This window comes from Kitasatospora sp. NPDC005751 (genome assembly GCF_040630835.1).
Taxonomy (GTDB): domain Bacteria; phylum Actinomycetota; class Actinomycetes; order Streptomycetales; family Streptomycetaceae; genus Kitasatospora.
The window spans coordinates 1-6156 of sequence record NZ_JBEXYC010000120.1 but is presented as its reverse complement, the minus strand read 5'-3'; the positions used below and the strand labels follow the sequence as shown (position 1 = coordinate 6156).

Sequence of the window (6156 nt, the reverse complement as noted above, 5' to 3'; positions counted from 1 at the left end):
GCTGCCCACAGATGGCCGGTACCCAGCTGCCTGCCGTCGTCGGCGGCCCGCCACTGGTCGAGTTCGGCCGACGGGTACTTGGCGTCCCAACCGTAGGCCTGGGCGTACGGGTCGAGGCTGCGGACCAGGCCGGCCCTGACGGTGGTGCCGAGCTTGTTGAGCAGGGCGAGGTCCGGGGCGCTGCCGGAGGAGAGCTTGAGGTTGAGGCTCTTGTCGTAGTCGTCGACGCCCGTGTACTGGAAGTCGACCGTGATGTTCGGGTGCTTGGTGTGGAAGGCCTCGGCGAGGGCCTTGGTGGTGCCGGAGTTCTCGGAGCTCACGATCGTCAGGGTGGCACTGCCGGTGGGCAGCTCCGTGGAGACGGGGCCGGAGGAGGCCGGGGCCCCGGCCGAGCCGCCCGGGGTGAGGCCGCCGCAGGCGGCGAGGCCGGTGGACACCGCTACCAGGAGAGCGCACATGGCGACCGGGCGGGAAGAGCGGCGGAGGGGTCTTACGGACATCTGGGGCTCCTCACGACAGGGACTGGGCCCTGCGGACGGGACGGAAACTACAGATCGATATGTCGAGGCATTTCGAAACTGAGCAGGATGCTAGGAGCGAAAGGGTGCGAAGGTCAATATACTTATGTCGTACTGTTACGTAACTAGATGGCGTAAGCTGCCGTACAAGGTCGCAGGAGGCGGCCGGCAAAGGGGAGGTCCTGTGAACAGCCCAGCTCTCACCGGTGGCGATCCGGCGCTGCTGCGCCGCCTGAACACCGAGGCCGTCCTGCGCGTTCTGCGCAGCGCCGAACCGATGACCCTCACCCAGATCGGCCGCGCCGCCGCCCTGTCCCGCCAGACGGTGGACGTCGTGATAGACGAGCTCGGCGGCAGCGGCTGGATCGAGGAGGTCGCACCGGAGCGGAGCATCGGCAGGCCCGCCCGCCGCTACCGCTTCCGCGCGGAGGCGGCCCACGTCCTGGGCGTCGACATCGGCGTCGGAGGGCTTCGGATGACCCTCACGGACCTCGACGGCACCGTCGTCGCCTCCCGGCACACCGAGATCGCCCCCAGCCACGGCGGAGCGACCCGGTTGGAGGCCGTCCGAACAGGCACACAGCGCTTCCTCGCCGCTCACCCGGACGCCCGACTGCGGGCGCTCTGCCTCGGCGTGCCGGGGATCATCGACGCCCAGGGCAGGGTGCGCCTTTCCACACCGCTCCCCGAATGGAACGGCCTCGACCTCGCCGGCGTCGCGGGCGCCTGGTTCGACTGCCCGGCCTACGCCGAGAACGACGCCAACCTGGCCGCCCTGGCCGAGCACTGGCTCGGCGCGGCGCAGCACGCGGACGACTTCATCCAGTTGATCGCCGGTCATCGCACGGGCGTGGGCATGATGCTCGGCGGCCGGCTCCACCGCGGGCGCGGGGGCGCCGCCGGTGAGATCGGCGCACTCGCCGTCCTCGGCTGGGAGGGCGCCGCCATGAGCGATGTCCGGGAGGCCGAGGACCCCGCCCGCATCTTCGCCGACGCCCAGGCCGGCGACGCCGTCGCCGCCGAGCACGTGGACCGCTTCGCCCGCACCCTCGCACAGGGCATCGCGGCCATGGTCCTCACGGTCAATCCCGACCTGGTGGTCATCGGCGGCGGCCTCTCGCAGGCGGGCGAGGCGGCCGTCGGCCCCATCCGCGGCCATCTTGAGAGCCTCTGCCTGGACCCGCCGCGGGTCGACTCGTCGGCGCTGGGCGTCGAGGCGGTCGCACTCGGCGCCGCCCGCCTGGCACTCGACCATCTGAACGCCCAGCTCTTCGGTCTGCACGGCAGTCCGGCGAACCCGCCCCCGTCCGCTTCCGCTTCCGCCGTGGGCGGCACCGCTCGTCCGCTCAATCGGGACGCCTTCCAGCCCCCTGCCGGGCAGGCCGGGGGGCGCTGAACGAAAGGTGGCCGGACTGTCGGCCCCGGGTCGCGCACCGACGCTCACAGGGCGCCGCGCCACGTAGGGCGGTGGCCTGCGAGCGTCGGTGGGAGTCCGTCTCACCATGGCCGATCACCCTCGGACCACCGCCGGGGCGCGGACCCACTCCACCGTTCCCGGACCCCTGGCCCGGGGTCCGCGCCCCGGCCGCCCCGTCGTCGCCGCGCGCGGGCTCGGCATCTCCACGACCCGGCAGCCCGCCTTCTGCAGTCGCTTCACCGTCGCGGCCGCCGCCGCGTCGTCCAGTGAGAACACCCAGAGCCCCGGAACGAACACCGTCTGGCAGTGGCCGAACTCCGCCAGGGTGATGAGCTGCGCCAGTCGGGGCAGCTCGCCGACCGACGGGCAACCGTTGTCGAGGAAGACGTGCGGGCCACAGAACCCGAGCCCTTCGGCGTACGAGCTCACGGCGGCCCGGTGGTCGGCCATTTCCCACTGGTCGAACGGGTAGCACCGCAGGTACACCGCGCCCACCGCTTTCGGCGGCCTCGGAAGTGAAGTCGTCATGGCCTGCTCCTTGTCGCCGGAAATCACACGGCCCCATGCTCGGGCCTCGCCGCCGTGCGGACCACCGGCTTCGGCAGCCGGATCCCGTCCGTCCACCACCTGCCGATTCCCTCACGTTCCGTTGCGGTCGAGCTGTCTCCTCAGGCTAGGTACGGTCATCCCCACAGGTCAACCATTATCGGAATACTATTACGTAATTAACTTACGCAAATGGATCGATCACTCTGTGTTGCTGATCCTTGGTGGGGACCTTCTTCGCGGTGTAGCGGGCCGGCAGCCGGCACCAGGCGCGGTAGGCGGTGAGCTTGTCGACCAGGGTGCCGTTGCCCTCGCTGTCGCTGTCGCGGTCGACCTCGACCAGGAGCATGGGGCCGTCCGCGCCCGGGTCGCGCAGGACCAGGCCGGCGAAGAGGGAGCGGCGGCCGGGCCGCTTGTACTCGGCCTCGGTGGCGTAGGCGCCGAGGTGTCCGATCCCGGCCTTGGCGAGCAGGCCGGCGGTGGCCGCGACGTTTAGGGCGTGCTCGGAGTACGCGGCGGCCCGCCCGTCCCGGTCCGGGCGCAGCGCGGCGAGCTTCGTCCCCGTCGGGACGGGTGCTTCGGCGTCGCGGCGCCCGGCCGCGGTCAGGCACCACAGCTTGCGCCCGCCGGGAGGCGGAACTCTTCCCGCACCCGGCCGGCCCGCTTGAGGTCGCCGAGCGCGTCGCGCACCGACTTGTCGGACCCGCCCCGCCGTGCGGGCTCAGGCGCTCTGCGGCGCGCCGGTGCTGGTGTGGGAGGCGTCCAGGGCCGGGCCGGTGCTGGAGACCTTCGGGCTGTGGTTGCCGGTGAGGCCCTCTTCACGTGGATCCGGACGGCACGGTCCGGCGGCCGTGGTCAGAGGTTGTGGACGTGGGCCTGAAGGATGCTCCGGCGGCCAGCGCCGGGGTGTCGTGGAGAGCGGCCCGCTGGGTTTCGGGGTCGCCGAGGAAGTGGTCCTCATAGACCGCGACCCAGCCGTCGCCGCCGTCCAGACCGCGCTCGACCCACCCGACCGGGTAGCCCTCGCCGAGGACCACCAGGACGTCCGGCTGCACCGTCCAGCCGGAGAGCACCCAGGCGTAGCCGAAGACCGCGGGGTCGAGGGGGATGTGGACGTCCATGGGGGGTAGGCCGCGCCGCAGCGGTTCGCGGGGCACCGTCACCGTCCCGGTGGCGGGCTCGGCCGTGCGCGGGCCGATCCAGCCGTCCGTCCGGGGAGCCGGGCGGTCCGTGTCCGGTGTCCGCGCGGCGGCGGCCGGCGGCACCAGGCGGGCGCTCCGGAGGGTGTCGAGGGCCGCACGCTGGTCGTGGCGGGTGCGGGGCCGGCCGAGGTCGCCGATCAGCGGCTCCGTCCGGCCGTCGGCGAGGTGCGACGCCGCGATCCAGCCGCCCGGGCCCCACGGCCCGTCGCCGAGCAGCGCCGCCCAGCCGACCCGGACACCGTGGTGGTGGAGCCGGTGAACGCCGCTGGCCTCCGGCGCCGACCAGGCCCAGGTGGCCCGGGCCGTAGGAGAGGGCGAGGTCGTCCGTGCGGTCCGGCGGGCCGAAGCGGCGCACCGGATCCGAGGTGACGCGCAGCACCGCGTCGGGCTGCAGGCCGGTGTCGTCCGGGTGGGGGACCGTGGAGGCCGGGGCCGGGGCCGGACCGGGGCCGGGCGGGGCCGGACCGGGGCCGGGCGGGGCCGGACCGGGGCCGGGCGGGGCCGGGCGGGGCCGGGCGGGGCCGGGCGGGGCGGACGCGGCGGACGCGGCGGGCATAGGCCTGTTGGTGGTGGCCGGGTTTTCTCCCCGGGGCGTTGCGGGCGCGGTCGCGGTCGGCTCGGTGGGGGGCGCTGTTTCGCCCCGGGGGGCAACGGCGTGTGGCGGGGCCGGCTCGGCGGGGCGGGCGGCGCGCTGTCCGGTGGTCGTTTCGCCTCGGGGTGATTCGCCGTCGGGCCGGGCGGCCGGGGCCGGGAGAGTGGCTTCGGGCCGGGCGGCGGGCACGGCGGCCGGCACCGCCGCGGCGGCCACCGGGGCGGGGCCGGGAGCGGTGCCGCTCTCTCCCCGGGGCGTTTCGGCGGGCCCGCGGTCGGGTCGTCCCGCCGCCCGGTCCTGGCTCGGGTGCGCGGCGAGCAGCTGCTCGACCAACTCGCGGTGGCGCAGCATGACGGCGTAGGCGGAGTGCAGGGCGTCGTCGGCGGAGTGCAGGGCGTCGTCGGCGGCTTGGCGCGCAAGGGCGGGGTCGTCGTCGCGGGCCGCGCGGGCCAGCTGGAGCAGCAGCAGTCGGTCGTGCCGGATCAGCTGCTCGCCGAGGGTGAGGAGCTCGGCCGCCAGCGGGGCGTCGGCCAGTCCTTCGGGGAGCCCGGTTTCACCCCGGGGTGAAACGGCGGCCACCACGAGAGCCTTGGTCTGCTTCCCCTTCTCCCTCGCGCGGTCCGCTTTCGAGGAGCAGGCCTTCGAGCAGTACTTCGGCCGGCGGCCCTTGCCTCCCCACGACAGCTCCGCGTCGCACACCGAGCACGTCGGCCCGCCGAACAGCACCGGCTCGACCGGCGCGGACGCGGCATTAACCCCCGGGGGAGAAACTCATGATCGGAATGCTAGCCAGGCGACATGCCGGGTTTCTCCCCGGGGGAACCGCTCCCCCGCGGTGGCCGCCCGGACAGGGCCGGCCCAACCGCGCGGCGCCGGGGCCGTGACGGGGCCCTGCTGGATGGCGGGGCGATGGATCAGTGGTTCTGGCCACCGCGCGGCAGCGGGATCCACTCCACCGATGCCCGGCCGGGGTCGTCCTGCTCGGCGGCGGCGACCGTGTGGTGGAGCCAGTCGGGCAGGTGGGCGGTGAAGACCAGGTGCCGCCGGCGGAAGAGCCCGCTCTCGCCCGGGCGCCGGGTCTCCTGCTCCTGGACGAAGCGCAGCACCGGCGGCTCGGGCAGGGCGGAGTCGCCGGCCTGCTGCTGGTCCTCTACGCCCAGCAGATCGCCACCATCAGCCGCCTCACGGTCGCCAACATCCACCTCGACAACGACAAGGCCCGGCCCGGCGTGGCGAATCGGCTGATCCGGGCGGGGGTGAGGGGCCAAAATGGTCCGCGTGCAGACGCAGTGGGTGCAGCAGTTCCGGAACTGCCCGGATAGCGAGGACATCGAGGCCCTGGTCCTGGCCGAAGAGGCCGAGCGGGCCCAGCAGGTGCTGGCCCGCGAGCGCGAGGGCGCCGGCGGCCTGGTCGACGGGTACGTCCTGCAACGCTTCGACGCCCAGAGCCGCACCGCCCTCTACACATGGGTGCGGGCCGGGAGTGCGGAGCAGGTCGCGGCGTACCTGCTGGACCTGCTGGCCGAGGTCTGCCCCGTCGAACGGCCGCGGTAGGCCGGCGGGCCCGCACCGTTGCGGCCGGCCCTGCCGGGCGCCCACGAGAAACCAGGACCGTGCCGGCCTGGCTGGACCCGCGGAGCACCACCGGCGCCTCGCTCGTCAGCACCGTCAGCCGGACGGCCAGCCGGATCCTCGCACCGAAGCTCCTGGCCCTGTGGGAGCTGCTGCGCGGCTGGGAGTAGCCGCAAACGGGTGGGGCGGTCTGCGCCCACCCGGGAGGGCGGGCTCCGGTCTGCCGGGTCGGTCTGACCGGCAACACCGGCATGAAGGACCTCAACCGGGCCATGCTGGAGTTCTTCGGCCACCCGGGGCGCAACCGCG

The 6156-nt window shown here is 74.1% G+C and carries 9 protein-coding genes; 4 read left to right on the top strand and 5 right to left on the bottom strand.

The window, feature by feature from the left end; translation table 11 throughout:
• A partial coding sequence (locus tag ABZ497_RS36315) for an extracellular solute-binding protein (RefSeq protein WP_359812299.1) occupies positions 1-437 on the bottom strand: 437 nt, incomplete at its 3' end.
• Between the two features lie 265 nt (positions 438-702).
• Here ABZ497_RS36315 and ABZ497_RS36310 point away from each other — a divergent pair.
• Positions 703-1914 (top strand): ROK family transcriptional regulator, encoded by a 1212-nt coding sequence (locus ABZ497_RS36310; protein ID WP_359812297.1) that lies wholly within the window; start codon positions 703-705, stop codon positions 1912-1914.
• 114 nt (positions 1915-2028) lie between these two features.
• Here ABZ497_RS36310 and ABZ497_RS36305 read toward each other — a convergent pair whose 3' ends face one another.
• From ABZ497_RS36305 to ABZ497_RS36295, 3 genes are all read right to left on the bottom strand, one after another.
• Positions 2029-2463: a hypothetical protein gene (locus ABZ497_RS36305; RefSeq protein ID WP_359812294.1), complete on the bottom strand. Its 435-nt coding sequence runs from the start codon at positions 2461-2463 to the stop codon at positions 2029-2031.
• A gap of 202 nt (positions 2464-2665) precedes the next feature.
• Positions 2666-2830: a hypothetical protein gene (locus ABZ497_RS36300; RefSeq protein WP_359812292.1), complete on the bottom strand. Its 165-nt coding sequence runs from the start codon at positions 2828-2830 to the stop codon at positions 2666-2668.
• Between the two features lie 469 nt (positions 2831-3299).
• A complete protein-coding gene (locus ABZ497_RS36295; RefSeq protein WP_359812291.1) occupies positions 3300-3602 on the bottom strand; it encodes a hypothetical protein in 303 nt (100 codons plus the stop codon).
• A 1012-nt stretch (positions 3603-4614) separates the two neighbouring features.
• Between ABZ497_RS36295 and ABZ497_RS36290 the strand changes: the two genes are divergently transcribed.
• Complete coding sequence (locus ABZ497_RS36290; RefSeq protein ID WP_359812288.1) at positions 4615-4842, top strand: hypothetical protein; 228 nt, start codon at positions 4615-4617, stop codon at positions 4840-4842.
• A gap of 347 nt (positions 4843-5189) precedes the next feature.
• Here the strand turns inward: ABZ497_RS36290 and ABZ497_RS36285 are convergent, their stop codons facing one another.
• Positions 5190-5477: a hypothetical protein gene (locus tag ABZ497_RS36285; RefSeq protein WP_359812285.1), complete on the bottom strand. Its 288-nt coding sequence runs from the start codon at positions 5475-5477 to the stop codon at positions 5190-5192.
• 76 nt (positions 5478-5553) lie between these two features.
• Here ABZ497_RS36285 and ABZ497_RS36280 point away from each other — a divergent pair, with 76 nt between their 5' ends.
• Positions 5554-5829, top strand: coding sequence for a hypothetical protein (locus ABZ497_RS36280; RefSeq protein WP_359812283.1), 276 nt, complete (start codon positions 5554-5556; stop codon positions 5827-5829).
• Between the two features lie 59 nt (positions 5830-5888).
• On the top strand, positions 5889-6017 hold the full coding sequence (locus tag ABZ497_RS36275; RefSeq protein ID WP_359812280.1) for a hypothetical protein: 129 nt from the start codon (positions 5889-5891) through the stop codon (positions 6015-6017).
• Positions 6018-6156: the final 139 nt, after the last annotated feature.